Origin of the sequence: Cronobacter malonaticus LMG 23826 (genome assembly GCF_001277215.2) — a bacterium.
In the GTDB taxonomy this organism is placed as follows: Bacteria; Pseudomonadota; Gammaproteobacteria; order Enterobacterales; family Enterobacteriaceae; genus Cronobacter; species Cronobacter malonaticus.
Window position 1 is genome coordinate 1,507,540 of sequence record NZ_CP013940.1, and the last position, 24,868, is coordinate 1,532,407.

Here is a 24,868-nt window from a genome sequence, read left to right on the forward strand (position 1 = left end):
CACCTCCATGTTGCGACAGATATGGCCGGGTTGACTGGCAAAACGCCGTCGCGCGTTGCAATTAATGATGAGTTAAAACCGATGAATCAGTTTGCCCAGTGTCGTGCAATGCATCAGTACTACCGTGACATCTTCACCCGCGCCATCTATCTCCCGGAAGCGGATGTGATCCCGTCGCATCTGGTGGCGGAAGTGCTGCACTTCTGGAGCACCGATTATGCCGCGATGGAGCCTGCCATTATGGCGGCACCAATGCCGCCCGAGCTGGACGCTGAAAAAGCGCTGGCGATTAAACATCTGCTGTGCGCCGCAACGCTTGCCAACCAGGCGTTCGACAGTAAAAAGCAGGGGCATCAGATTGCCGCCGTGGAAGGTTTCGGCGATCGAGTGACCGCGCACGTGGTGGAAGCGCTTAAGCGCGACGACTCGGTTAATCTCGTGGTCGCCGCCATTCAGCTGCTGTTTCGTGTGGGCGAAATTGATGGCGCGGTCTTTTTAATCTCGAATCATCTCTCCCGTCTCAGCAACAGCGCGCCGGTCCTGAAAATCCTGCTGCTTATCTGCCTGATGGAAGAAGATTACAACCAGGCGCACGTGGTGATTCAGGCGCTGACCAGCGATTCTTCCTTAATAGAGGAAGAGTCGCTGGTGCTGCTGATGATCGTCTGCGGGATTTATAAGCTTGGCGGCTGCCCGGATTCCTTTATCGATTTCCGCCCGCTCAACGAACCGCTGCCGCTGCCGGATTACAGCCGTTACACCTGGCATATCCCGAAAGCCGCCACCGGTAACACCACGGTACTGGTCTCCTGCGATCCAAAATATTTCTTCGATCATGCCCAGGCGCTGGTGGCGTCGGTCTATGACACCAACGGCACCGCGCTGGATGTGCATCTGCACATCTATAACTGCGATGCGCGCTGCGAAGCTCGCGTGCGCGAGATGCAGGCGGCGTTCCCTGGCCTGAACTTTTCTCTCAGCAGTGAAGTTATCGCGCCGGTGCGTGGCATTAACGTGCATTACGCCTCGCGCCGTTTTGTTTTCCTGCGTTACGCGCTGGAGCAGTTCGACGCGCCGGTGATGCTGCTCGATGCCGACTGCCTGGTGCGCAAACCCTGGGCAGATGTGCATTCGCGCCTTGACGATGCTGACCTGATCCTCACCTGCAGCGACGGCGCGCCGCTCTGGGAGCGCGTGCTTGGCGGCTTTATCTATGCCCGTCCGACAGAGGCGAACTTCCGTTATCTGGATATCGTGGCCCGTTTTATCGACCGCAACCTGGCGGCGGAAAACAACGAGTGGTTCCTCGATCAGGTGGCGCTCTCCTTTGCGCTCGACACCTTACCGGCGGTGGAACAGATGCAGATCCGGCGCGAAGAGGCCGCGCGCCTTATCAGTATTAACCACACGGCGCAGGCGTTTAGCTGGGTAGTGACCACCTCTAAAAACGGCGGCGGCGCATACAGCGACTACAAAACCAGCCTGATGGCGAAATACCTCGCCGCGTAAGCTCTGGACTATTTAAAACGGATGAATGATGTGAAGACGCTCTACCCGGAACACCGCATTAGCCCTCTCGCGCTGCACGCCAGCGCTGCGCTTAACCACGTGGCGGCGGCGTCGCCTGCGTTCGCACGCGTGCTGGAGATTGGCTGCGGGGCAGGCGAGGCGCTCATCGCCCACGCCCGCGCCTGGCCGAACAGCATCGCGCTCGGGATCGATCTTGATGAAGCGCGTATCGGTGAAGGGCAACAGCAGATTCAGGCCAGTGGACTGACCAATATTGAGCTGTTCGCCGCGGGCCTCGGCGATCTGCTGGCGGTGTCGCCGGGCGAGTTTGACTACATCATTATTCACGGGCGTTTTTCTCACACCGACGACGACACGCGCGACGCGCTGCTGCGCTGGTGCCGTCAGCATCTCTCGGCACAGGGCATGATCGCGTATTACACGACGCTTGCAGAGTATGACGATGACGCCACGCTTCGCGACGCGCTCGCGTTTCACAGCCAGCGCGCCGCAAACGAGGCAGAACAGCTCAATTGCGCGCGCGCCATGCTCGGCTATCTGGCGATGACGCTGCCCGATGGCGCGCTCAAAACGCAGGTGCTGGCGGCGGAAGCGCTGGACGATGCATCGCTGATGCAGCGCTATCTGGCAGACGATACGGCTGCCCTCAACTACACCGATTTCGCCCGTGAGATGCAGGCGCTGGATCTGGCGTGTATCGGCGATGCGCTCCCGCAGACGGAACTTGCCGCGTCCTGGGGCGAACGCCAGCAGCAGCTCCATGCGATGATCGCCGGGCAGAGCGATCGCCACAGCGCGCGCCAGTATCTCGATTTCGCGGTCAACCGACGCGAGCGCTTCACGATGCTCTGCGCCAGAGACGCGGCAGAGCCGTCCTTCGTGCCGGATCTGGCAATCCTTGAGTCACTGCACTGGGCGGGCAACTTCACCCGCGTGTTCACGATTAACGGAAACGTCGTCAGCGGCCATATTTCACAGTCCGGCGTACCGGTGCGTACGGAAAACCCGGTGACGCTGCAAATTCTCGACGTGCTGGCGGGTGCCTGGCCGATGAGCCTCAGCGTCGAACAGCTGATTTTTAACTGCCGCCTGCCGGAGCGTCCGGGCGACGACACCCGCAAGCAGGTGCTGGAGTCGCTGCGCGATCTCTTTCTCAATAATCTCGACGGTCTGTTCTGGAGCGCCATGCCGGGGCCGTATAACCTGGCGGAAAACGATGTGCTGGCACCGGTCGTGCCGCTGCCGGTGACCGATGAAGAGAGCCGCGTGCTGAATCTGTGGGGCGAGGCGGTTACCGTTGCGCCCGCGCACTGGCGCTGGCTGCGCGACGGCATGCGTACGACGGATGATGACGCGTGGGCGAGTTTTACCGCGCTGCGTATTCGCGGCGTACTGAACGGCTCGCCACTTGCCTGGAAAAACGCCATTCAGCCATTTCTGCGCACCGGCAACGTGGCGTGGCTGAAACAGTGCCTGAATACGCTGCTGCTCTTAAGCGTCAGCGAGCGGCGCGGCGGCCTGCTGCAAAGCGAAGCCAATATGGACGCCGACAGCCAGACCGACAGCAGCGAGATGGATGCCGTCTATGAAGAGGCCAACCGGCTGATTGTCAAAGGTATGGCAAAAGAAGCGCGCGAGTATACCCGCGAACTGCTGGCGCAGGACCCGCAGAATATGCACATCCTGCGCTGCTATTCGCGCACCTGCGTGCTGACCGGCGCGTGGGACGAGGCGCTGGACGCGCTCTGCCGCCTGATGGGCCATTACTTCTCAAGCCTCGACATCTATTACGATCTGGCGACGGCGCTGCAAAAAACGCTCGACCACTTCAACGCCAAAAAAGTGGTGCAAGGGCTGCTGCGCCTCGATGAGAAAAACGCGGGCTTCTGGAATTCGCTTGGCACGCTCTACCACGCGCGTGGCGATATGACGCTTGCTGAAAAATGCGCCCGCGAGGCGTTCCGCTTCCAGCCGCGCAACCCGCGCTATCTGGCGATGATGGGCGTGGTGCTGAGCGATAACCAGAAGCTCGACGAAGCGCGTTATTTCCTGGAGAAATCCCTGGAACTGTCGCCTGAAGATTTTGACTGCTTCACCAGCCTGCTGTTTGTGTTGACGCACGACAACCGTGTCAGCGCGCAGGAACTGCTCGCGAAGCACCGCGACTATGGCGAGCGCGTCACGTCGTACGCCGAACGCTTAGCGCTCAATCTGCCGCTCAATAATGTGAAAGATCCGCACCGTAAGCTGCGCGTCGGGTTTGTCTCGGGCGACCTTCGCACGCACCCGGTCAGCAACTTCCTGCTGCCGTTCTGGGAGTCGTTTGACCGTACTCAGTTTGAACTGGTGGGCTATAACGCCGCGCCGATGCACGACGAGGTGACCGATCACCTGCGCGCGGGCGCGGTGCTGTGGCGTGACGTTTATCAGTTAAGCGATCGCGAGCTGGCGCGCCTGGTCAACGACGATGGCGTGGACATTCTTATCGATCTCTCCGGGCACACCACCTGGACGCGGTTGCCGATGTTTGCGCTGCGCCCGGCGCCGCTGCAAATGACCTGGATTGGCTACCCTGGCACGACGGGCGTGCCGGCGATGGATTACCGCCTGCTGTCGTCTACGCTTGCAAGCCCTCCTGGGCTCGCTGAGCAGTTTACCGAGCAGATCCTCTGGGTGCCGATGCGCAAAATTTTCGAGCCGCACCCGCAAAGCCCGGATGTGAATCCGCTGCCGGCGCTGCGTAACGGCCATCTGACGTTTGCGAGCTTCAACCGCCCGAAAAAAATTAACGATGAGGTGCTCGAACTCTGGGCGCAAATTCTGGTGCGCGAACCAGGCGCAAGACTGCTGATGGGCTTTATGGCCGATGACGAGATGATTGCCATGATGACGCGCCGCCTGACGCATTTCGGCGCGCGCCCGGAACAGCTCATTTTCAGAACGCGCACCGGGCTTATCGAGTATCTCGAATACCACCATCACATCGATATTTTGCTCGACGCCTTCCCGTATACCGGCGGCACCACCACCAACCACGGCGCGTGGATGGGCGTGCCGACGCTCACGCTCTGCGGCGAGACGATGGCGGGGCGTCAGGGCGTTGAAACAATGAATGGCTACGGACTGCCCGAATTCGTGGCGAGCGATAAAGCGGACTACGTCGACAAAGCACTCTCCTGGCAGGGCCGCTTTGAAGAACTGAACGCGATTCGTCTCTCCATGCGCAGCCGCATCCCGACGGATAACGCTGACGGGTTCCGGGTGGCTGAGACCTTTGAAAAAGGGCTGCGCGACGCGTGGAAAATTTACTGTACCGGAGAGGCGCCGCGTTCGTTCTTCGTCGAGGAATAACGCGTCGCGACGGCATTACCCATACCGGCCGGGGCCGGCAACGTTTGGTGTAAAACACCGAGGTGTATCATGCAAAATCTTTTTGTCACCAGCCCGCTGCTGCCGCCGCTGGAAGAGTTTATCCCGTATCTTGAGCAGATCTGGGAAAATAAATACCTGACCAACGGCGGCCCGTTTCATCAGGAGCTGGAGACCCGGCTCGCGGAGTATCTCGGCGTGGAACACCTCTGCCTGTTTTCCAACGGCACGCTGGCGCTCCTGACCGCGCTGCAGGCGCTGCGCATTACGGGTGAAGTGATTACCACCCCGTATTCGTTCGTCGCCACCTCGCATTCGCTGCTGTGGAACGGCCTGACGCCGGTTTTCGCCGATATCGACCCGGTCACCTGCAACATCGATCCGAACAAAATCGAACAGCTGATCACGCCAGCCACCTCGGCTATTCTGCCTGTCCACTGCTACGGCCTGCCGTGCGATGTCGACAAAATTCAGTCCATCGCTGACGCCTGGGGCCTGAAGGTGATTTACGACGCCGCGCATGCGTTCGGCGTGAAGAAAAACCACCAGAGCATCCTGAACTGCGGCGATCTGTCGATCCTGAGCTTCCACGCCACCAAAGTTTTCAACACCTTTGAAGGCGGGGCAATTATTTGCCCGGACGCGCGCATGAAACAGCGCATCGACTACCTGAAAAACTTCGGCTTTGCCGGGGAAACGACCGTGGTCGCGCCCGGTATCAACGCCAAAATGAATGAAGTGCAGGCGGCGTTCGGCCTGGTCCAGCTTGGGCATATCGATCAAGCGCTGGCGAACCGCGCGGCTATCCACGACCGCTACTGCGAGTGGCTCGCCGATATCCCTGGCATCGAAACCTTCAGCGCGCCGGATGATGTGGAGTGGAACCACTCTTACTTCCCGATCCGCGTAAACGACGACTTTCCGGTCAGCCGCGACGCGCTCTATGAAGCGCTGAAAGCCGAAAACATCTACTCGCGCCGTTATTTCTACCCGCTTATCAGCGCGTTCTCGATGTACCGCCATCTGCCGTCGGCGCAGCCGCAACACCTGCCGATAGCGACCGGTATCGCCGGGCGCATTTTGTGTCTGCCGATTTTCCCGGATCTGACCGAAGACGATCAGCGCCGCGTGGTAGACGCCATTCGCGCGCAGGCCGCGCTCGGCCTTGCGGAGAAAGTGGCATGAAGCTTGGCATTTACGGCGCAGGCGGGTTAGGGCGCGAGGTGCTGATGCTGGCGCGCGCCATTAACCAGTGTACGTCGCGCTGGAACGAGATTTTCTTTATTGACGACGTGACCGACGCGCAGGAGGTCTACGGCGCGGCGGTGGTGCGTTTCGACGCGCGTCCTGCTGAGTGCGAAGTGGCTATCGCCATTGGCGAACCGGCGCTGCGCCAGCGTCTGGCGCAAAAGCTCGCAGGCAACGCGCCGCTTGCGACGCTTATTCACCCCAATGTCGATGTTCCGTCGCAAAGCGAGATCCGCACAGGTGCAATCCTCTGCGATGGCGCTTTCATTTCTTGCGGTGTGACGATTGGCAAAAACGCACTGATCCTGCCGCGCGCCTGCGTCGGTCACGACTGCGTAATAGGGGAAAATAGCGTCGTATCAGGAATGGTGGCGCTGGCGGGCCACTGCGTGGTAGGCGAGCGCGTATTCATCGGTATGAACAGTTGCGTAAAAGAGCAGACCCGCATCGGCGATGACGCCATCGTCGGGATGGGGTCTGCGGTCTTCAGCGACGTGGCGGACGCCACGATCGTACTGGGCAACCCGGCCAGGGCGATGCGCCAGAATACCGAAGGCAAGGTGTTTAAATAAGCGCCGCGACAGAACATTTTTTATCTGGAGTATGACCATGACTAACTTAGTGAAATACAACACCATTTTTATGGAAACCTTTGAAGTGCCGGAAGAGGCGCTGGTGGATTACAAATATCAGGACACCCCGTCCTGGGATTCCGTGGGCCACATGACCATGATCGCCGCACTGGAAGAAACCTTCGACATCATGATGGATACCGAAGACATCATTGACTTTACCTCCTGGCAGAAAGGCAAAGAGATCCTGCAAAAATACGACGTAGAAATCGCCTGATATGACGGAGGTCAGCATGCTGCTCGCGGGAAAAAACGCGGTGATCACCGGCTGTTTGCAGGGGATCGGCAACGCCACGATGGTCGCCTACGCGCGCCACGGGGCGAATATCTTCGCCTGCGTTCAGCAGGAAGACGCGGCGTTCAGCGCGCAAATCGCTGAACTCTCTTCGCAATATGGCGTGACTATCACGCCAGTCTGCTTTGATCTGCTGGACGACGCGTCCATTAAGCAGGCGGCGATGGCTATCCAGAAAGCGAAAGTGCCGGTGGATATCCTGGTGAATGTGGCGGGCGTGACGCTCGACGCGCTGTTCCCAATGGTCACCATGGAGCAGTTACACAAGACCTTCGCCATCAACTTCTTTTCACAGATGGTGTTCACCCAATACCTGACGCGCCTGATGCTGCGCAATAAACGCGGCAGCATCATTAACATCGCGAGCATTTCCGGGCTCGACGGCAATAGTGGGCAGCTCGCCTACGCGGCCTCGAAAGCCGCGATGGTGGCGGCGACCAAAACGCTCTCCATTGAGCTGGCACCGCAGGGCATTCGCGTGAACGCGGTGGCGCCGGGCGTTATCGCCACGGCGATGACCGAAAACCTTGCAAACAGCGTGGTGGAAAGCAAGCTCGCGCAGAGCGCCCTGCGCCGTACCGGTCGCGCCGACGAAGTGGCCGACACGCTGGTATGGCTCGGCTCTGACGCGGCGAGCTACGTGACAGGCCAGGTGCTGCGCGTCGATGGCGGGATCGGTTACTAAAAGGAGAAGCCCATGTTGTTGAAAGACAAAAACGTCATTATCACTGGTTGCGCGCGCGGTATCGGGCGCGCGATGGTGGAGGCTTTCGCCGCCGAAGGCGCGTGCATTTACGCGCATGCGCGCAGCGAAACGCCGGAATTTCTGGCCGACATGGCAGCGCTTGCCGATCGTTACCAGGTGGAGATCTGGCCGCTGTGCTTTGATCTGACCGATAACGACGCGATGAAAGGTGCGGTAAAACGGCTGATGAGCGACAAACGTCCGCTGCACGCGCTGGTTAACAACGCGGGTGTTATCTGGAACGCGCTGTTCCAGATGACCACGATGCAGACGTTGCGGGAACAGTTTGAGGTGAATTTTTTCTCGCTGTTCAGCCTGACCCAGATGGTGTCAAAACTGATGACCCGCCAGCGTTTTGGCAGCATTGTGAATATCGCTTCGACCGCCGCCGAGGATGGTAATTCAGGTAAAGCGGCCTATGGCGCGGCCAAAGCGGCGGTTGTCGCGCTGACCCGCACCATCGCCACAGAGCTCGGCGAGCAGGGCATTCGCGCCAACTGCATCGCGCCGGGGATGACCGAAACTGACATGCTTTCAGCCATGCCGGATTACGTCATCGAAGAGACCCGTAACGGCACCGATCTGCGCCGTCTCGGCGCGCCGCAGGAGATAGCCGCCGCCGCCGTCTGGCTGGTATCGGATCTTTCATCGTATGTAACCGGCCAGACGATACGTGTTGACGGTGGTATGCGATGAAGGGCTGTGCTGCTAAAAATGTTCAGATCGATTTCATCATTCCGCAGGGCTACGGCCCGGCGGGCGAATACGCCTGGATGCTGGAGCAGTGCGGCCTGACCGCGCCACAGGTTACACAACAGATTCTGGACGCGTTGTTATGACGGATACGCCTTTCTGGCAACTGAGACACGCGCCGCGCGACGCCGTGGCGCTGACTGAAGACGGCGGCGCGACCCTTTCGTATGGCGAGCTGGCCGAGCGCGTGGCGCAGGTGCGCGCGCATCTGCCCGCCCGCGCGCTGATGTTTTGCTTTTGCGAAAACAGCGCGGCGTCGCTCACCGGTTATCTGGCGGCGCTCAATGCCCGCACGGTGCCGGTGATGCTCGACAGCCAGCTTGATGAGACGCTGGCTAATGCGCTGTTCGCGCGCTGGCGGCCGGGTTTTCTCTGGCTGCCGGAAGCCCGCGCGTGGCCGGGCGAGGTGCTGCTGTGCCAGGACGGGTATCAGCTTATCGCGACCAATGAGCCGGCTCCCGCGATGGACGACGCGCTGGCGCTGCTGATAACGACCTCCGGCTCGACCGGCAGCCCGAAACTGGTGCGCCAGAGCTATGACAATCTTCTCAGCAACTGCGCGAGCATCTGCGACTATCTGGCGATTGACGCAAACGAGCGTCCACTCGTCTATCTGCCGATGAACTATGTGTATGGTTTGTCGGTGATTCATTCCCACCTGGCGCAGGGCGCGAGGCTGCTGATGACCCGCAGCGGCCCTGTGCAGCCGGGTTTCTGGGCGTTCGTGAAAAGCCAGCAGGCCACGTCGCTCGCGGGCGTGCCATATACCTTCGAAATGCTCAATAAGCTGCGCTTTATGCGCATGACGCTGCCGTCGCTGCGCACGTTGACGCAGGCGGGCGGCAAGCTCCCGGCAACACTTCATGAGGCGTTCGCCGCCTGGGCGAAAGAGCAGGGCAAGCGTTTTGTGGTGATGTATGGCGCGTCGGAAGCCACCTCGCGAATGGGCTATCTGCCTGTTGAGCACGCGGCGGCGATGCCGGGCGCGATGGGCGTGGCCATTCCGGGCGGGCGCTTTACGCTTGAAGATGAAAACGGCGCGGAAATTACCGCGGCGGGTGTGGCTGGCGAGCTTATCTATTACGGCCCGAACGTCTGTCATGGTTATGCGCTGGAACGGGCGTGTCTCGCGCGCGGCGATGATTTCAAAGGGCGGCTCGCGACAGGCGATCTGGCCCGCCGTGATGACAACGGCATTTACACCATCGTCGGGCGTAAAAAACGGTTCCTGAAAGTGTTCGGCAACCGCGTCGGGCTGGATGAGCTGGAACAGCTGGTGAAAAACCATTTTGTGGGGCTGGAGTGCGCGACTGGCGGCGTTGATGACCGCATCACGCTGTTTCTCACCGATGACACCCAGGCCGAAACGGTTAAGAGCTGGCTGGCGCAGACCTGTCAGCTACACCACAGCGCGTTTCGCGTGGTGATCCTCGATGCCATCCCGAAAAACGCCGCCGGAAAAACGCTTTACGCACAACTGGAGGCGCTCAGTGCTTGATTACGCGCAGTGGTTACAGCAACCCCCTTATTCGCTGGCGCGCGATGAAAAGCGCGCGCTGATGATGCAGCGCCTGCAGTGGCTGACGGAACATCACCGCGCGAACTGCGCGCCGTACCGCGCCATGCTTGACGGCCTTGGCGTGGATGTCGCCGCGCTGAACGCGCCGGAGGACGTGCCCTTTCTGCCGGTGTCGCTGTTTAAAACCCTGACGCTTGCGAGCATGCCGCCCGACGAGGCCGTGAAGGTGATGACCTCATCCGGCACCACGGGCCAGGCGGTGTCGCGGATCTATCTTGATAAGCAAACGGCGGCCAACCAGCAGAAAACGCTGGTGAAGATCGTCAGCGCCTTTACCGGCGCGGGGCGTTTGCCGATGCTTATCATCGACGCACCGTCGGTATTGAAGGATCGCACCATGTTTTCCGCGCGCGGCGCGGGCATTCTGGGCTTTTCTATCTTCGGGGCCGATCGCGCCTTCGCGCTTGATGACGAGATGAATCTCGATATTGACGGTATTACCGCGTTTCTTGCAAAACACGCGGGCAAACCGGTGCTGCTGTTCGGGTTCACTTTTATGATCTGGCAGCATTTCTGGCGCGCGCTTTCGCAACGCGGCCAGCGGATCGATCTCAGCCAGGGCATTTTGATCCACGGCGGAGGCTGGAAAAAACTCGCCAGCGAAGCGGTGTCGCCGCAGGAGTTCGCGCGCCGTCTGCACGACGTGTGCGGGCTGACGCGCATTTATGACTATTACGGCATGGTGGAACAGACCGGCTGTATTTACATGCAGTGCGAACAGGGCCACCTGCACGCCAGTATTTTTTCCGATGTGATTATCCGTGATCCGCACGATTTCTCGGTGTGCCCGCCGGGACGCGCCGGGATCGTACAGGTGCTGTCGCTGATCCCGGAATCCTATCCGGGGCATTCGCTGCTCACGGAAGATGAGGGCGTTTTGCTTGGCGAGGATGACTGCCCCTGCGGGCGGCACGGTAAATATTTCCGCATCAACGGACGCCTGCAACAGGCCGAAATCAGAGGATGTAGCGACACTTATGCAGCCCAGTTTTGACAACCTCACTTTTCTGCTGGGCGACGCCGCACAGCTCGCCGCCCTTGAGCGTTTTCGCCCGCGCGCGCCGTTTGATGACGAGACGCTGACGTTTTTAAGCGAATTTTCCCGCCAGCTGCTGGCCGACCCGCGCGTGCGCGCCTACAGCGACGTGGTGAGCCTCGCGTTCTGGTGTCGTCCGGCGTCGCTGGAAAAACTGCGCCAGGAGTTTATGCCCCAGGGCATCACCCAGGGCCGCGGCGTGGCGTTTCATATCGCGCCGTCCAACGTGGCGGTGAATTTCGCGTTTTCGCTGGCGGCGGGGCTGCTCACCGGCAACGCCAATATCGTCAGGCTTTCTTCAAAACCGTTCCCCCAGACCGCGCTGATTTGCGACGCGCTGAAAGGGGCGCTGGCGCATGTGCCGTCAATGGCGGCGAGCCTTTGTCTGGTACAGTACCCGCACGACGCGGCGCTGACCGATTATTTCTCCGCGCTTTGCGACGCGCGGCTTATCTGGGGTGGCGATCGCACCATCAGCGAGGTGCGCCGCTCGGCGCTGCGGCCTCGCGCGGTGGATATCGCCTTTGCGGATCGTTACTCCTTTGCGGTGATCGACGCCGACGCGTGGCTTGCCGCGCCTGATAAAGCGCGCCTGCTGGAAGCGTTTTATAACGATACCTTGCTGACCGCGCAACAGGCGTGTACGGCCGCAAAAATGGTGGTGTGGACCGGCGAGCGTACCGATGAAGCGCGCGCGCAGTTCTGGCCCGCGTTTCGCGACTGGTGCGGCGAACGCTACGCGCCGCTGCCTGCGACGGCCGTGAGCAATCTGGCGTGGTTTTGCGCCCAGACGGTTAACGACCCGACGCTCAGGCGCATCGCGCAGCCGGATAATCGTCTTTTCCTGGCGCAAACTGACGCGCCGGATGGCGCGTTGCTGGCGGATCATCACCAGAGCGGAATGTTTATTGAATATGTCGCGCAGGATCTGCTGGACATCGCGCCGCTGTGCGGGGAGAAGTGCCAGACGATCGTCACGTTTGGCGTCGATCCTGAGGAATTTCAGTGCTTTCTGGCAAGCGCGAAACCGCGCGGGGTCGATCGCGTGGTGCCGCTGGGGCAAAGTATGCAGTTTTCTTTGCTATGGGACGGGTATCCGCTGGCCGAAATGCTGACCCGCCGTTTAACTTTAATTTCTTATTAATCAAATTATTTTCAGTGATTTAGCGCATAACCTGAAAATAACCCCTTATTTAGACCATTATTCTCCCGATTAAAAAGCGCTGTAGAATTAGATAATCACGCCGATAACTCAACTAACGCAGGGCTGTTTATCGTGAATTCTCTCTATACCGCTGATGGTGTAATGGATAAACACTCGCTCTGGCAGCGTTATGTCCCGCTGGTGCGTCACGAAGCGTTGCGCCTGCAGGTGCGTTTGCCGGCGAGCGTCGAACTGGACGATTTGTTACAGGCGGGCGGCATCGGCTTGCTGAATGCTGTAGAACGCTACGACGCCCTGCAAGGAACGGCATTTACCACTTACGCAGTGCAGCGTATACGTGGCGCGATGCTGGACGAGCTACGCAGCCGTGACTGGGTGCCGCGCAGTGTCCGACGCAACGCGCGCGAGGTGGCGCAGGCAATAGGCCAACTGGAGCAGGAACTGGGACGTAACGCGACGGAACTGGAGGTCGCAGAGCGACTGAGTATCCCGCTTGAAGAATATCGTCAGATGTTGCTCGACACGAACAACAGTCAGCTGTTCTCGTATGACGAATGGCGTGAAGAGCATGGCGATAGCATCGAACTGGTGACGGAAGATAACCAGAACGAAAACCCGCTGCATCAACTGCTGGAAAGCAATTTGCGCGAGCGTGTTATGGAAGCGATTGAATCGCTGCCGGAGCGCGAGCAGATGGTGCTGACGCTGTACTACCAGGAAGAGCTGAATCTCAAAGAGATTGGCGCGGTACTGGAAGTGGGCGAGTCGAGGGTGAGCCAGTTGCATAGCCAGGCCATCAAACGTCTGCGTACCAAGCTGGGTAAGCTATAGGTTGTTGATTCGTCATCATCCTGGTAATGCCGCATACAGGAACGACAACCAGGAGTTATCATGACGGCGCAGCAACCTAAAAGGCGGCCCCTGAGCCGCTATCTGAAAGATTTTAAGCACTCACAGACGCATTGTGCGCATTGTCACAAGCTGCTGGACCGCATTACGCTGGTCCATCGCGGCGAGATTGTGAACAAGATAGCGATCGCTGCGCTCGACACACTGCTTGACGAGGCCACCTGGGAGCAGGAAAAGCAGGACTGGGTGGCGCTCTGCCGCTTCTGCGGCGATTTGCACTGCAAAGAGCAGAGTAACTACTTCGATATCATCGGCTTTAAGCAATATCTCTTCGAGCAAACCGATATGAGCCACGGCACGATCCGCGAATATGTGGTGCGCCTGCGCCGTCTCGGCGCGCATCTCACCCAACGCCAGGTGCCGCTCTCGCTTGCCCGTCAGGATAATCTCGACGAGCATCTTGAGGCGTGGCTGCCGCTCACCAGTACCAACAATTACCGAATTGCGCTTCGTAAGTATGCCCAGTATCAGCAGCTCTCGTCACTGCCGACGGAGAAAACCGACTCAACGGCAACTTCTGATATATATTAAAAAAGCATAAGTTGTAGCACAGTGGTTTTGATTTCTTTGCGTAACTACTTACACTAGCACTCAATTTCGTTAATTCGGGGTACTTATGAAACTTGCACGTTTGGGTCGTCAGGCAGTGATGGGCGTCATGGCGGTCGCACTGGTCGCAGGCATGAGCGTAAAAACCTATGCCGCGGAAAATTTGCTGAACAAAGTTAAAGAACGCGGCACGCTGCTGGTGGGGCTTGAAGGCACCTATCCACCGTTTAGCTTCCAGGGCGATGACGGCAAGCTGACGGGCTTTGAAGTGGAGTTCGCCGAGGAGCTGGCGAAGCATCTGGGGGTTAAAGCCTCTCTTAAACCGACCAAATGGGACGGGATGCTGGCGTCGCTGGATTCAAAGCGTATCGACGTGGTGATTAACCAGGTCACTATCTCCGACGAACGCAAGAAAAAATATGATTTCTCAACGCCGTATACCGTTTCCGGTATTCAGGCGCTGGTGAAGAAAGAGAACGCGGGCAGCATTAAAACCGCCGCCGATCTCAAAGGCAAAAAAGTGGGCGTCGGTCTTGGCACCAACTACGAAGAGTGGCTGCGCCAGAACGTGCAGGGTGTGGATATCCGCACCTATGACGACGACCCGACCAAATATCAGGATCTGCGTGTAGGCCGTATCGACGCCATTCTGGTAGACCGTCTGGCGGCGCTGGACCTGGTGAAGAAAACCAACAATACGCTGGCGGTAGCCGGTGAGCCGTTCTCTCGTCAGGAAGCGGGTGTTGCGGTGCGTAAAGGCAATGACGATTTCGTCAAGGCCGTTGATAACGCCATCGCCGAAATGCAGAAAGACGGCACGCTCAAGAAAATCTCTGAGAAGTGGTTTGGCGCGGACGTCACCAAATAACGGTTTCGCTGCGCAAAAAAGGTGCTGATATCAGCGCCTTTTTTTATGCCTGCGAAAAATTGCTGCATAATGACGGTTTAACCGCTGAACTGGCATGAGGTTTACCATGCAAAATCTTACCCGCTATGCGCGCCTTGAGCTTATCGGCGCGCCCACGCCGCTGGAGTTTCTGCCGCGCCTGTCTGACTACCTGGGCCGCGAAATTTTCATCAAGCGCGATGACGCGATGCCGGTGGCGATGGGCGGCAATAAGCTGCGCAAGCTGGAGTTTCTCGTAGCCCAGGCGCTGCGCGAAGGGGCCGACACGCTGGTGACGGCGGGCGCGATACAGTCTAACCATGTGCGCCAGACGGCGGCGGTGGCCGCGCGCCTCGGCCTGCACTGCGTGGCGCTGCTGGAAAACCCAATCGCCACGCGCGAAGAGAATTACCTCACTAACGGCAACCGGCTGCTGCTCGATCTTTTTAATGTGCAGGTTGAGATGTGCGATGCGCTGGACGCGCCTGACCAGCAGCTTGACGAAATGGCGGTGCGCCTTGAAGCGCAGGGCTTCCGGCCTTATGTCATTCCGGTTGGCGGCTCGAACGTGCTGGGCGCGCTCGGCTATGTCGAAAGCACGCTGGAGATTGTGCAGCAGTGCGAAGGCATTGTGCGCCCGTCATCCGTGGTGGTCGCCTCCGGCAGCGCCGGAACGCACGCCGGGCTCGCCGTCGGGCTGGAGCAGGGGATGCCGGAGGCCGAGCTTATCGGCGTGACGGTCTCGCGAAGCGTCGCCGCGCAGAAGCCGAAAGTCGTCGCGTTGCAGCAGGGCGTTGCAAAGGCGCTGGAACTGGAAGCGCGCGCTGACATTGTGCTGTGGGATGACTATTTCGCGCCGGGTTACGGCGTGCCGAATGACGAAGGCATGGAAGCGGTGAAGCTGCTGGCGCGTCTCGAAGGCATTTTGCTTGACCCGGTTTATACCGGCAAAGCGATGGCCGGGCTGATTGACGGCATCGCGCAGAACCGTTTTAAAGATACCGGCCCGATTCTCTTTATTCACACCGGCGGCGCTCCGGCGCTGTTCGCGTACCATCCGCATGTCTGAAAACGCAGGGTGAAACCAACATAATGCAGGAAAGTATCCAACTGGTAATTGATTCGGCGCCCTTTCTTCTGAAAGGGGCCGTATTTACGCTACAGCTCAGCATCGGCGGCATGTTTTTCGGCCTGGTATTAGGGTTTCTGCTGGCGATGATGCGCCTTTCGCCTTTCTGGCCGGTGTCGTGGCTGGCGCGCTTTTATATCTCTATTTTTCGCGGCACGCCGCTTATCGCACAGCTCTTTATGATCTACTACGGTCTGCCGCAGTTTGGCATTGAGCTGGACCCGATCCCGGCGGCGATGATTGGCCTTTCGCTTAATACCGCGGCGTATACCTCCGAGACGCTGCGCGCGGCGATTTCGTCGATTGATAAAGGGCAGTGGGAAGCCGCGGCGAGTATCGGCATGACGCCGTGGCAGACGCTACGCCGCGCCATTCTGCCGCAGGCCGCCCGCGTGGCGCTTCCGCCGCTCGGCAACAGCTTCATCAGCCTCGTGAAAGATACGTCGCTTGCGGCCACCATTCAGGTGCCGGAACTCTTCCGCCAGGCGCAGCTTATCACCTCGCGCACGCTGGAAGTGTTTACGATGTATCTGGCCGCATCGCTCATCTACTGGGTGATGGCGACGGTGCTTTCCGCCCTGCAAAACCATTTTGAAAACCAGCTAAACCGACAGGAGCGCGATCCGAAATGAGTGCCATTGAGGTCAAAAACCTGGTGAAGAAGTTCCACGGGCAGACGGTGCTGCACGGCATTGACCTGCAAGTGCAGACCGGGGAAGTGGTGGCGATTATCGGCCCGAGCGGCTCCGGTAAAACCACGCTTCTGCGCAGCATTAACCTGCTGGAACAGCCTGAAAGCGGCACCGTGCGCGTGGGCGATATCACCATTGATACCGCCAAATCGGTGCGCGAACAGCGTGGACTGGTGCGCGAGTTGCGACAGCAGGTCGGCTTTGTGTTCCAGAGCTTTAACCTGTTCCCGCACCGTACCGTGCTGGAAAACATCATCGAAGGGCCGGTTATCGTGAAAGGCGAGCCGAAAGCGGAGGCAACAGCACGCGCCCGCGAACTGCTGGCGAAAGTGGGGCTTTCCGGTAAGGAAAACAGCTATCCGAAGCGGCTTTCCGGCGGACAGCAGCAGCGCGTGGCGATTGCCCGCGCGCTGGCGATGCGCCCGGAGGTGATTCTGTTCGATGAACCAACCTCTGCGCTCGACCCGGAACTGGTGGGCGAAGTGCTGAATACGATCCGCCAGCTTGCGCAGGAGAAGCGCACGATGGTCATCGTCACCCATGAGATGAGTTTTGCGCGTGACGTAGCCGATCGCGCCATCTTTATGGATCAGGGGAAAATCGTGGAGCAGGGCGAGGCGAAAGCGCTGTTCACTAACCCAACGCAGCCCCGCACGCGCCAGTTTTTAGAGAAATTTCTTAATAACTGATCGCTTACCCGGCGTGTTTACCGCGCCGGGCACCTCACCGAAACCATGCAAAAAATAAGCCTTAAAAACGCCTGACTAATTAATCAGCATCAACAGTCCCTTAGCGATTTAATTTGCCTTAAAGCCTGTGTCTGGCGCAATGTCGCATGCGGAATGCGGATTATTGATATTAATAATTATGAAGAATGTGTTATTTTGTCATATCACAAAAAATAATGCTTACAGCACGACAGGAGTTCCGCCCCACAGCATGAAGGAAAGTGACTTTTTTAACTGGCGTCGGGAAATGACGACCCGCTTTCAGGAAATTCAGGATTCCGGCGACATTTATTCGCTCCTGAAAACTGAAACGCAGAACATGGAATATGATTATTTCGCACTTTGCGTTCGTCATCCTGTGCCTTTCACGCGCCCAAAACTGACGCTGCACACCACCTATCCTGAAGCCTGGTTTGAGCATTATCAGGCGGAAAATTACTACGTGATAGATCCGGTGCTGAAGCCTGCCAATTATCTGACAGGACCGCTCTCCTGGAACGACGCGCTGTTCGCCGGCGCCGCAGAAGAGCTTTGGAATGCCGCGCGCGACCACGGTCTGGTCAAGGGCGTAACGCAGTGCATCATTGCGCCTAACCGCGCCCAGGGATTTTTATCTGTTTCTGGAACCAGCCCGCGTGGACACTCCATGGCGGATGACGAACTGGCGTTGCGACTTCAGCATTTAGTGGAACAAAGTCTGGTCACCATGATGCGACTGGAAGACCCAGCGGCGACCGTGCTGGAAATGAAACTGAGTAAGCGAGAAAAAGAGATATTGCAGTGGACGGCGGAAGGTAAAACGTCTGCGGAAATAGCGATAATATTATCTATCTCGGAAAATACAGTTAATTTTCACCAGAAAAATATGCAGAAGAAGTTTAATGCTCCAAACAAAACGCAAATCGCCTGTTATGCTGCTGCAATAGGGCTGATTTGAGCGGGTAATTTGTTCTGCGTGTCAGACATTCGAACCGGCTGGTAGAATAACCGTTCTCCAGCCGGTTTTTTTATTAGCGGCGGTAAGCCTGTTTAATTTGCTTAACGGTGTTGGTGTAAACCGCCGCCTGCGTTGCGTCTTCCATTTCGGCGATCTGTTTTTCCATTTTAATGATCACCCGGCCCGCGTCTGCCTGGCCCATCGCCTGCAGCATCAGGGTCAGCAGGGATTTCAGGCAGGACACCTCGGTGGCCAGTTCCTGGTTGTTCTCTGCGGTTGAAATATCGGAAGCGCTCATGTTTTGTCCTCTGTCAGTGTAACGGCATGCGCCGGGCACGCCTGTTGATGTTTTAAGGCGGCGGAGTATACCACAAGGTCTGAAAAAGTAATCAGCGCCGTTTTTTTGAGCGTTTGGCGGCGCGTCTGACTTATTTTAAAAAGCTTTCACTGATAAGCCGGATTTCACAAGGTTCGCTGACGCAGCGGTGAAAATATATGTTTCCAATAAGTTTCTTCGTTGTAAATTTAAAATTTGCTTATTAGCGCTTTTAAATTGTCAGTAAGTAATAAGTTATATCCAAAAATGCTGTGCCTTGATTTTAATGCGGTTTTCAAGTGCCTGCGCCGTTATCACAGGGCCCAAAACGCGTTTTAATAGGATTTAACCCGCCCATCTCTTACAGAAGTGCATTTTTTGCGTTTCAAAGTTGAGTTAAAAAACGCTAATATGGGGCGAATAAGTTACCAGCAGCGTTATCCCTTTTTGAGGAGTGTTTTCCTTTGATCAACGTTCTTCTTGTTGATGACCACGAACTGGTGCGCGCAGGGATACGACGCATACTTGAAGATATGAAGGGCATTAAAGTAGTAGGCGAAGCCTGCTGCGGCGAGGATGCCATCAAATGGTGCCGCATTCACCCGGTGGATGTGGTGCTGATGGACATGAACATGCCGGGCATTGGCGGCCTGGAGGCGACTCGCAAAATCGCCCGTTATTCTTCAGACATTAAAGTGATCATGCTTACCGTACATACGGAAAATCCGCTGCCGGCTAAAGTGATGCAGGCCGGTGCCGCGGGGTATCTGAGTAAAGGTGCGGCTCCCGCCGAAGTGGTGAGCGCTATCCGTTCGGTTCACGCCGGTCGGCGCTATATCGCTTCCGACATCGCACAGCAAATGGCGCTCAGCCAGATAGAGCCCGACCGCAGCGAATCCCCCTTCGCGAGTTTGTCGGAAAGGGAATTGCAGATTATGCTGATGATTACCAAAGGCCAGAAGGTCAATGAAATCTCTGAGCAGCTTAATCTCAGCCCTAAAACCGTCAACAGCTACCGCTATCGTATGTTTAGTAAGCTAAACATTCATGGCGACGTTGAGTTGACGCATCTGGCCATCCGCCATGGCCTGTGTAACGCGGAGACCTTATCAAGTCAGTGAGTGAAGTTTTTGATTCCAAATCGTTCCTGAAAACCGTCACCAGCCAGCCTGGCGTCTACCGTATGTATGACGCCAGCGGGACGGTTATCTACGTCGGCAAGGCCAAAGATCTCAAAAAGCGCCTTTCCAGCTATTTCCGAAGCAACCTCGCCAGCCGTAAAACCGAAGCGCTGGTGGCGCAAATCCAGAATATCGACGTGACGGTGACCCACACCGAAACCGAAGCGCTGCTGCTGGAGCACAACTACATCAAGCTCTACCAGCCGCGCTATAACGTATTACTGCGCGATGATAAATCCTATCCATACATCTTCCTGAGCGGCGATACGCATCCGCGCCTGGCCATTCATCGCGGCGCCAAACACGCCAAAGGCGAATATTTCGGCCCGTTCCCGAACGGCTACGCGGTGCGTGAAACGCTCGCGCTGCTGCAAAAAATATTCCCGATTCGCCAGTGCGAGAATAGCGTCTATCGCAACCGCTCGCGCCCGTGTCTGCAATACCAGATTGGCCGCTGCCTTGGGCCGTGCGTCGAAGGGCTGGTGAGCGAAGAAGATTACGCGCAGCAGGTGGAATATGTGCGGCTGTTCCTCGCCGGTAAAGATGACCAGGTGATTAATCAGCTGGTATCCCGGATGGAAAAGGCGAGCCAGAATCTGGCGTTTGAAGAGGCTGCGCGCCTGCGTGACCAGATTCAGGCGGTGCGCCGCGTAACGGAAAAACAGTTTGTCTCCAATAACGGCGACGATCTGGATGTGATCGGCGTGGCCTTTGAATCCGGCATGGCGTGTGTGCATGTGCTGTTTATCCGCCAGGGGAAAGTGCTCGGCAGCCGCAGCTACTACCCGAAAGTGCCGAGCGGCACCGAACTTGCGGAAGTGGTGGAAACCTTTGTCGGGCAGTTTTATCTGCAGGGCAGCCAGATGCGCACGCTACCGGGCGAGATCCTGCTCGATTTCCCGCTCACTACGCCAGAGCTGCTGGCCGAGACGTTAACGGAAATCGCCGGACGCCGGGTGAATGTGCAGACGCGCCCGCGCGGCGATCGCGCGCGCTACCTTAAGCTTGCGCGCACCAACGCGGCGACGGCGCTGACCACGCGGCTTTCTCAGCAATCGACCATTAGCCAGCGTCTGACGGCGCTGGCGCAGGCACTGCATCTGCCGGAAATAAAGCGCATGGAGTGTTTCGACATCAGCCATACGATGGGCGAGCAGACCGTGGCGTCCTGCGTGGTGTTTGACGCCAACGGGCCGCTGCGCGCGGAATATCGCCGCTATAATATTACCGACATCACGCCGGGCGATGATTATGCGGCGATGAATCAGGTGCTGCGCCGTCGCTACGGCAAAGCCATTGAAGAGAGCAAAGTGCCGGATATCATTCTCATTGACGGCGGTAAAGGGCAGCTTGGCCAGGCGAAATCCGTTTTTGCCGAGCTGGATGTGCCCTGGGACAAACACCATCCGCTGCTGCTCGGTGTGGCGAAAGGGAGCGATCGCAAGGCGGGGCTGGAAACGCTGTTTCTGGAGCCGGAAGGGGAGGGCTTCGCCTTGCCGCCGGACTCTCCGGCGCTGCATGTGATCCAGCATATTCGCGATGAATCGCACAACCATGCGATTACCGGGCATCGTAAAAAACGCGCCAAAGTGAAGAACACCAGTACGCTTGAGACGATTGAAGGCATCGGGCCAAAGCGCCGTCAGATGTTGCTCAAATACATGGGTGGATTGCAGCCGCTTTTGAACGCGTCGGTTGAAGAAATTGCGAAAGTGCCGGGCATCTCTCAGGCCCTTGCAGAAAAGATCTACTACTCGTTGAAACATTAAGGGCTATGTAGCAACATAGCGGTAATCTCAAATTATGACAGATAGTTACCTGCACTATGCGATTTAACATCCCTACATTGCTGACGCTGTTTCGAGTCATTCTGATCCCGTTTTTTGTGCTCGCGTTCTATCTGCCTTTTCACTGGGCGCCTTTCGTCTGCGCGTTAATCTTCTGTTTTGCGGCGGTGACCGACTGGTTTGACGGTTTTCTCGCCCGCCGCTGGAATCAAAGCACGCGATTTGGTGCGTTTCTTGATCCGGTCGCGGATAAAGTGATGGTGGCTATCGCGATGGTGCTGGTTGCCGAGCACTACCACAGCTGGTGGATAACCCTGCCGGCGGCCACCATGATCGCGCGTGAAATTATCATCTCCGCGCTGCGTGAATGGATGGCGGAGCTCGGTAAACGCAGCAGCGTGGCCGTCTCCTGGATCGGGAAAGTGAAAACCACCGCGCAGATGATGGCGCTGGTCGGTTTGCTGTGGCGTCCGAATCAGTGGGTTGAGTACGCTGCGATTGCGCTCTTTTTCGTCGCTGCAGTGCTGACGTTCTGGTCAATGTTCCAGTATTTGAACGCCGCGCGCGGCGATTTGCTCGAACGTTGATCTATACGGCGCAAAATTCAGCAAACGAATCGCGTTGCCTGAAAATTTCGTTGACTCGTTGCGTCAGGTAAGTAGAATGCAACGCATCGAACGGCGGCACGGTTCGCCGGACGGTAAGTAAATCAAGTAATTAGATTAAGCGATTCGCTTTCAGTTACTTCGATAAGCGGGAATAGCTCAGTTGGTAGAGCACGACCTTGCCAAGGTCGGGGTCGCGAGTTCGAGTCTCGTTTCCCGCTCCAAATTTTGATATCAGCCTCTTTGCTGGTATCTGCCTGAAAAGGCAACGCAATTCTGGCGCGTTAACAAAGCGGTTATGTAGCGGATTGCAAATCCGCCTAGTCCGGTTCGACTCCGGAACGCGCCTCCACTTTCTTCCCGAGCCCGGGTGGTGAAATCGGTAGACACAAGGGATTTAAAATCCCTCGGCGTTCGCGCTGTGCGGGTTCAAGTCCCGCCCCGGGCACCATGGGAAAGACAAGAATAATCAAAGCAATAAGCAGTGTCGTGCAAACCACCTTCGGGTGGTTTTTTATTTTGTCGCGCCGCTTCCTGCTTCTTTCCTGACACCTGTCCTGACCTCATTTCACGCTTCTTTCTGACTTGCTCGGGCTCATCTGTTTAATCCTCAACAGATTTGCCTTAAGCGCGCAGCTTGAATGCCGTCACATCTGGCTAATAAATCTTCGATTGTCGATATATCATGTATTACTTTTCCCGTTCTGCTGCTACGTTTTAATGGCACCCCATCATGGTGCTCTCTACTCGCTGCAATGAGTTTTCCAGGTCAGCGTTCAGCCCCAGGGTTGAGCCATTCTGACGCTGACTCACACGGGGGAAAATCGTACCTTGCAGAATAAGGGCCAGGACGGCGCAAACCTTCACAGACTAAGCCAGTCCATGAGGACTGGCTTCTTTTTTCCTCCGGGCCCGCGCACCAGGCCCTTTCCAGAAAAAGCGCCTGCCGGATTTCGGGGGTTACGCCATCTCCCTGTAACCCTTAAGGTTACAAAAGATAACGAGGAGAAGACGATGGAATACCAGTTAACGCGCACCCCGGATGAAGAACTCAAAGCACGCATAAAGAAACAGGTCGGGCTTTATAACGCAAAGCATATGACGTCTGATCCGCAAGAGCTTATCATCAGCGTCACCGACGCGCAGGGCAATCTGACAGCCGGTCTGACCGGGCGTAGCTACTGGGGCTGCCTGCATATCGAGTTTCTGTGGGTCGATGAAAGCCTTCGTGGACAGGGTACGGGCGCGTCGCTGATGGCGATGGCCGAAGCAGAAGGGCGTAAGCGCGGTTGTAAACGGGTATTTGTGGATACCTTTAGCTTTCAGGCACCGGATTTTTACCGCAAACAGGGGTATGACATCTACGGTGTGGCGCCCGATTACCGCGATGACCACTCCCGTTTTTATCTCAGTAAAGCCCTCACGGAAAAGTAAAAAGCCCCGAAAATGGGGCTTTAACCTGCTCAGCCGACCTCGCGCAACACACCGGCGCTAATTAAAAACTGGATAGCCACAATAGCGATGCCACAGGCGAACACCACGGCCAGCATAAGGCTGCCGCCCGTGACCTGCCAGCCTGCCGTGTGGCGTTTACGGCTCTGCCAGGCGAGCAGGGAAGGGAGCAGCAGCGCCAGCACCGCCAGCGCCACGCCCGCATAGCCGAGCGCCATGACAAACCCCTGCGGGTAGAAAAGCGAGAAAGCGAGCGGTGGCACAAAGGTCATCAGCCCACTCTGGGCGCGGCCCGCCACGGTACGGCGGCGTTTAAACATATCCGCCAGATAATCAAACAGCCCGAGCGACACGCCAAGAAACGAGGTGGCGAGCGCCAGATCGGCGAACAGATGCACTGCCAGCTCCACATGCGGCGAGGCGACAACATCGCGAACCGCCTGCAACAAACCATTCAGGCCGGCATGGGTGGCGAGCAGGCCCATAAAGGTGTCTGACGGGATCGCACCCAGCGTGGCGAGCTGCCAGAAGAGATACGCCACCAGCGGGATCGCGCTGCCGGTGATAAAAATAAGCTTAAGCTTGCGCACATCGCCCTTCATATAGCTGACGATACTCGGCACGCTGCCGTGAAAACCAAACGAGGTAAAAATGACCGGCAGCGCGGAGAGCGCGAGGCCTTTTTCCACCGGCAGCGTTAGCAGATTCACCTGATGAATATGCGGCATCATCATTGCCAGCATCACCACCAGAAACACCGTTTTGGCCGTAAACAACAGGCGATTCACCAGATCCACGCTGTGCGTGCCGATGCTGACAATCAGCCCGCCCACGAGCGTAAACGCCAGTACGCCAGTGGCAGGCTTGATGTCGATGCCCGTCCACTGGCTCAGGCTCGATGCCAGCAGTTCGCCCGCGCCGCTGATATAAGCCGCTGTCAGCGCATACATCAAAAACAGCATGCTAAAGCCCGCCAGCCACTGGCCGGGTTTACCAAGATAGTTCAACGCCAGCGTGCCAAGCCCTGTTGATGCGGGCTGATGCTGATAGACCTCCACCAGCAGCAGTGCGGTGTAGCACATCAGCCCCCAGAGTAAGAAAAGCAGCAGCGCGGTAATGCTAAAGCCAACGCCCGCCGCAGCCAGCGGCATCGCCAGCATCCCTGCGCCGATAGTCGTACCGGCGACGATAAAAATACTGCCAAGAGTGCGGTTCTTCACGCGGTGTACTGTCCTGCAATCATCAACCAAGAATTTATGCTGCGCAGGGTAAAGAATTCTGCTCACGTCGTCAAACTGACGTTACGTAGGGTGTAATCTTTTATTTACGAAAAGCCAGAAAAGAG

24 protein-coding genes and 3 tRNA genes are annotated in these 24,868 nt (G+C 57.5%); 25 read left to right on the top strand and 2 right to left on the bottom strand.

The features are described 5' to 3' along the window. The first annotated feature begins 21 nt into the window (after positions 1 to 21). From AFK66_RS07080 to sdiA, 18 genes are all read left to right on the top strand, one after another. Positions 22 to 1,509: a hypothetical protein gene (locus AFK66_RS07080; protein WP_023898480.1), complete on the top strand. Its 1,488-nt coding sequence runs from the start codon at positions 22 to 24 to the stop codon at positions 1,507 to 1,509. Between the two features lie 21 nt (positions 1,510 to 1,530). Next, positions 1,531 to 4,881, top strand: a complete 3,351-nt coding sequence (locus AFK66_RS07085; RefSeq protein WP_007776080.1) for a bifunctional class I SAM-dependent methyltransferase/glycosyltransferase — start codon at positions 1,531 to 1,533, stop codon at positions 4,879 to 4,881. Positions 4,882 to 4,950: 69 nt separating this feature from the next. Further along, the gene (locus tag AFK66_RS07090; protein WP_007776079.1) at positions 4,951 to 6,084 is read left to right on the top strand and encodes a DegT/DnrJ/EryC1/StrS family aminotransferase; all 1,134 of its coding nucleotides are present in this window, start codon (positions 4,951 to 4,953) and stop codon (positions 6,082 to 6,084) included. After that, positions 6,081 to 6,719, top strand: a complete 639-nt coding sequence (locus tag AFK66_RS07095; RefSeq protein ID WP_023898481.1) for a NeuD/PglB/VioB family sugar acetyltransferase — start codon at positions 6,081 to 6,083, stop codon at positions 6,717 to 6,719. The genes AFK66_RS07090 and AFK66_RS07095 overlap by 4 nt, the downstream gene beginning before the upstream one ends. Before the next feature lie 37 nt (positions 6,720 to 6,756). Then, positions 6,757 to 6,996 carry a hypothetical protein gene (locus tag AFK66_RS07100; RefSeq protein WP_007776072.1) on the top strand — a complete coding sequence of 80 codons (240 nt, stop codon included), beginning with the start codon at positions 6,757 to 6,759 and terminating at the stop codon, positions 6,994 to 6,996. 16 nt (positions 6,997 to 7,012) lie between these two features. Further along, positions 7,013 to 7,759: an SDR family NAD(P)-dependent oxidoreductase gene (locus AFK66_RS07105; protein ID WP_032982474.1), complete on the top strand. Its 747-nt coding sequence runs from the start codon at positions 7,013 to 7,015 to the stop codon at positions 7,757 to 7,759. 12 nt (positions 7,760 to 7,771) lie between these two features. Further along, entirely contained in the window at positions 7,772 to 8,515 is a 744-nt protein-coding gene (locus AFK66_RS07110) for an SDR family NAD(P)-dependent oxidoreductase (RefSeq protein WP_007776068.1), read from the top strand. Continuing rightward, the gene (locus AFK66_RS22720) at positions 8,512 to 8,658 is read left to right on the top strand and encodes a hypothetical protein (RefSeq protein WP_007776063.1); all 147 of its coding nucleotides are present in this window, start codon (positions 8,512 to 8,514) and stop codon (positions 8,656 to 8,658) included. Before AFK66_RS07110 ends, AFK66_RS22720 begins: the two co-directional genes overlap by 4 nt. After that, positions 8,655 to 10,070, top strand: a complete 1,416-nt coding sequence (locus AFK66_RS07120; protein ID WP_023898484.1) for an AMP-binding protein — start codon at positions 8,655 to 8,657, stop codon at positions 10,068 to 10,070. The genes AFK66_RS22720 and AFK66_RS07120 overlap by 4 nt, the downstream gene beginning before the upstream one ends. Continuing rightward, a complete protein-coding gene (locus AFK66_RS07125) occupies positions 10,063 to 11,145 on the top strand; it encodes a LuxE/PaaK family acyltransferase (protein ID WP_007776061.1) in 1,083 nt (360 codons plus the stop codon). The genes AFK66_RS07120 and AFK66_RS07125 overlap by 8 nt, the downstream gene beginning before the upstream one ends. Then, complete coding sequence (locus tag AFK66_RS07130; protein ID WP_007776060.1) at positions 11,129 to 12,331, top strand: acyl-CoA reductase; 1,203 nt, start codon at positions 11,129 to 11,131, stop codon at positions 12,329 to 12,331. Before AFK66_RS07125 ends, AFK66_RS07130 begins: the two co-directional genes overlap by 17 nt. Positions 12,332 to 12,463: 132 nt before the next feature. Next, positions 12,464 to 13,183, top strand: a complete 720-nt coding sequence (locus AFK66_RS07135; protein WP_004387973.1) for an RNA polymerase sigma factor FliA — start codon at positions 12,464 to 12,466, stop codon at positions 13,181 to 13,183. A 60-nt stretch (positions 13,184 to 13,243) separates the two neighbouring features. Further along, positions 13,244 to 13,792 carry a flagella biosynthesis regulatory protein FliZ gene (gene fliZ, locus AFK66_RS07140; RefSeq protein WP_004387974.1) on the top strand — a complete coding sequence of 183 codons (549 nt, stop codon included), beginning with the start codon at positions 13,244 to 13,246 and terminating at the stop codon, positions 13,790 to 13,792. Between the two features lie 85 nt (positions 13,793 to 13,877). Beyond that, positions 13,878 to 14,678: a cystine ABC transporter substrate-binding protein gene (tcyJ, locus tag AFK66_RS07145; RefSeq protein ID WP_023898487.1), complete on the top strand. Its 801-nt coding sequence runs from the start codon at positions 13,878 to 13,880 to the stop codon at positions 14,676 to 14,678. A gap of 94 nt (positions 14,679 to 14,772) precedes the next feature. Further along, a complete protein-coding gene (gene dcyD / locus AFK66_RS07150; RefSeq protein ID WP_168161119.1) occupies positions 14,773 to 15,765 on the top strand; it encodes a D-cysteine desulfhydrase in 993 nt (330 codons plus the stop codon). A 23-nt stretch (positions 15,766 to 15,788) separates the two neighbouring features. Then, positions 15,789 to 16,457, top strand: a complete 669-nt coding sequence (tcyL, locus tag AFK66_RS07155) for a cystine ABC transporter permease (protein WP_004387977.1) — start codon at positions 15,789 to 15,791, stop codon at positions 16,455 to 16,457. After that, positions 16,454 to 17,206, top strand: a complete 753-nt coding sequence (gene tcyN, locus AFK66_RS07160; protein ID WP_023898489.1) for an L-cystine ABC transporter ATP-binding protein TcyN — start codon at positions 16,454 to 16,456, stop codon at positions 17,204 to 17,206. The genes tcyL and tcyN overlap by 4 nt, the downstream gene beginning before the upstream one ends. A gap of 250 nt (positions 17,207 to 17,456) precedes the next feature. Beyond that, positions 17,457 to 18,182 carry a quorum-sensing transcriptional regulator SdiA gene (sdiA, locus tag AFK66_RS07165; protein WP_032968261.1) on the top strand — a complete coding sequence of 242 codons (726 nt, stop codon included), beginning with the start codon at positions 17,457 to 17,459 and terminating at the stop codon, positions 18,180 to 18,182. Positions 18,183 to 18,255: 73 nt separating this feature from the next. Here sdiA and AFK66_RS07170 read toward each other — a convergent pair whose 3' ends face one another. Further along, positions 18,256 to 18,480, bottom strand: a complete 225-nt coding sequence (locus AFK66_RS07170; RefSeq protein WP_007776056.1) for a DUF2594 family protein — start codon at positions 18,478 to 18,480, stop codon at positions 18,256 to 18,258. A 482-nt stretch (positions 18,481 to 18,962) separates the two neighbouring features. On the opposite strand from AFK66_RS07170, the gene uvrY reads away from it, so the two are divergent. The 7 genes from uvrY to AFK66_RS07205 all read left to right on the top strand — a co-directional run bounded on the left by uvrY (position 18,963) and on the right by AFK66_RS07205 (position 23,505). Continuing rightward, positions 18,963 to 19,619: a UvrY/SirA/GacA family response regulator transcription factor gene (gene uvrY / locus AFK66_RS07175; RefSeq protein WP_007776055.1), complete on the top strand. Its 657-nt coding sequence runs from the start codon at positions 18,963 to 18,965 to the stop codon at positions 19,617 to 19,619. Beyond that, positions 19,616 to 21,448: an excinuclease ABC subunit UvrC gene (gene uvrC, locus AFK66_RS07180; protein ID WP_023898491.1), complete on the top strand. Its 1,833-nt coding sequence runs from the start codon at positions 19,616 to 19,618 to the stop codon at positions 21,446 to 21,448. Before uvrY ends, uvrC begins: the two co-directional genes overlap by 4 nt. Before the next feature lie 56 nt (positions 21,449 to 21,504). Beyond that, on the top strand, positions 21,505 to 22,053 hold the full coding sequence (gene pgsA, locus AFK66_RS07185; protein ID WP_004387984.1) for a CDP-diacylglycerol--glycerol-3-phosphate 3-phosphatidyltransferase: 549 nt from the start codon (positions 21,505 to 21,507) through the stop codon (positions 22,051 to 22,053). A 166-nt stretch (positions 22,054 to 22,219) separates the two neighbouring features. Further along, positions 22,220 to 22,295 (top strand) — tRNA-Gly (locus AFK66_RS07190). A gap of 54 nt (positions 22,296 to 22,349) precedes the next feature. Continuing rightward, a tRNA-Cys gene (locus tag AFK66_RS07195) sits at positions 22,350 to 22,423 on the top strand. Between the two features lie 12 nt (positions 22,424 to 22,435). Next, positions 22,436 to 22,522: transfer RNA gene (locus AFK66_RS07200), tRNA-Leu, on the top strand. 563 nt (positions 22,523 to 23,085) lie between these two features. After that, positions 23,086 to 23,505, top strand: a complete 420-nt coding sequence (locus AFK66_RS07205; protein ID WP_023898493.1) for a GNAT family N-acetyltransferase — start codon at positions 23,086 to 23,088, stop codon at positions 23,503 to 23,505. 29 nt (positions 23,506 to 23,534) lie between these two features. Here AFK66_RS07205 and tyrP read toward each other — a convergent pair whose 3' ends face one another. Further along, positions 23,535 to 24,743: a tyrosine transporter TyrP gene (tyrP, locus tag AFK66_RS07210; RefSeq protein ID WP_007776052.1), complete on the bottom strand. Its 1,209-nt coding sequence runs from the start codon at positions 24,741 to 24,743 to the stop codon at positions 23,535 to 23,537. Between the last annotated feature and the right edge of the window lie 125 nt (positions 24,744 to 24,868).